Source organism: Chamaesiphon sp. VAR_48_metabat_135_sub, assembly GCF_031418915.1.
In the GTDB taxonomy this organism is placed as follows: domain Bacteria; phylum Cyanobacteriota; class Cyanobacteriia; order Cyanobacteriales; family Chamaesiphonaceae; genus Chamaesiphon.
The window spans coordinates 1-2,143 of sequence record NZ_JANOJV010000294.1; the positions used below are offsets into that span (position 1 = coordinate 1).

Annotated in this window: 1 protein-coding gene; it reads right to left on the reverse strand. The window is 42.8% G+C overall.

The genetic code is table 11. The features are described 5' to 3' along the window. Positions 1-2,143, reverse strand: a 2,143-nt coding sequence (locus RMO55_RS20425; protein WP_310429754.1) for a CHAT domain-containing protein, incomplete at both ends; no start/stop codon positions are given.

Consider the following 2,143-nt stretch of genomic DNA (forward strand, 5'->3'; position numbering starts at 1 on the left):
GCTCGTGCTTTAATTGCGATGCCTGCTAATCCCAGTGTAGCGCGATTATCACCTGCGGCTGTCTGACAAGCACTTAGTACTAACAAATCGATCGCATTGCCAGAACGAGTACCGCGATCTTTGAGTAAATTACTAAATTGGTCGAGATTCAGTCGATTATTCCAAGTTAATATATAAGTATCTTCGGCTTTAGAACTAAACTGTCCGTGAGTGGCAAAGTGGACGATTGGGGCATTACTGGCTACTAAGTTAGTTGCAACTAAATTACTATTAAATTGCTCGTTAAGTAATTTTTGATGGGGCACTAAATGGCTAATCGATTCGATTTCGGGTTTGACACCTGGTAAAGCCGAAAACCCTTGCCGACTTTCCGAAATACCACCTAGTAAAGCTTGCGATCGCATTCTATCTGTTGAATCTTGGGGTGGAACTAATTGCAATCCTGGTGTTAATGCTAAATTGTAACTTTCGACTAAATATTTATTGCCATCGTACAATACTGACATCGGAATAGTTCTGAATGCTCCATCTAAAACGAAGACTAATGTTTTAGTTTTAGCAGCGGCAAGATCTCCGGCTAGGGGAGCAATTAGCAGATCGTAGATTTGTTTGGACTGTTGTTTGAAAGCCTGCTCTTGTTTAGCAGTAAAATTCAGATCGACGATTTTGGAGTCTTGAATTTTAGCTTGCAGTTGACTGATGGTTTCTTCAACTGTGGCTGAGGAGATTTGTTGACTGTAATAACGGAGGGGTTTGCCAGGGATAGAGGCGATCGTCGCCACGCGATCGGGTAAAATAATGGGATAGATTACGACTGCCGATCGATCGATTTTATCTAGTTGGACTGTATAAGTATCCAAACAGCCTTGACGGAGAAAGTTTTCTAATTCGGCAACTTGCAATGATTCGATTAAATCGCGGGCGGTGGCTAAATTATCTTCAGATATTTGCTTGCCATCTCTTAATAAGAGGTTGACATATTCGCGATAAACTGGTTCGACACTATCGCGGAAAGAGAATTGTAAATCGGCATCGATCGCATTGAGATCGTTACGTAATAATTTGAGATGATTGATTGCTTGATGATAGGCTGAAGTTGCCGTTTCGAGATCTTTTGGTTGCGGATTATTAGCTGTGATAGTTTTGCCTAGTTGCCAATGGAGTCGGTAAGCTAAATCGGGAGCTGGTAAATTCTCAGCGATTACTAATGCTTTTTGAGTTAAATTTCTGGCTTCTAGATTTTGCCCTGTTAAAGCGTATAAACTACCTAAAGAGCCGATCGCTTGAGCTTCGCTGCGGGGATCTTTAATGGTTCTAGCTTGCTCGATCGCGGTAGTTAATAATCGCGCTACTGGTATTAATATTTCGCGATCGATATTACTGTCTTCTTGATTTTTCTTGATAGTTTCAGCTAGGTTGATATAAGCATAAACCGTACTGCGGCTGGGGGCGATCGGATCTAATACTTTCCGAGTATCCGTTAAGAATGTCAGCGTATTCGGCGCGGTTTTAAGTTCGGGTTGCGATTGAATTCGGTATAAATTAATCTGAGCTTGGACGCGAATTAATGGTGCGGCATCTGGAGCGATCTTTTCATAAGTATCGATCGCCGCTTGTGATTGTTCCTTGCTACCAATGAGATTGAGCGTATTCCCCAAACTTAAATTAATGCGATCGATCGCAGCTCGATCTTGAAGCGTCGTTGCAATTTTGAGCGATTGAGTTAGGGTTTCTTTGGCACCTAAATTTATCCCCTGGCTGTCAGTTGTCGTCTTTTGTTCGAGCATTCTTAGGGCGCGTAGCGAGTTACCCAATCCCAGTAAACCTTGCATTTTTAGCTCCGAAGCTGGTTGTTGTTGCAGGGTGGTATTAACTTCTTGCAAATTGAGCAATGCTTGACGATAAAACCCCAGCGATTGTAGAGCTTGCGCTTGATTGATTTTAGTGCCGATGATGCCTTTTGAATCTTTAACTTGGGTATATAGTTTGTGTGCTTGTTGCCAATTAGCCAAAGCTTTGTCTGCTTTACCTGCGGCTAAAAGTTCGGCTCCGCGCTGATTTAACGATTGTGCGGCGGTGAGGAGCGAATTATTGGGTACTGCGGTGGTATTTGCCGCAGTTGATGTCGGAATTTGGGGCGGTT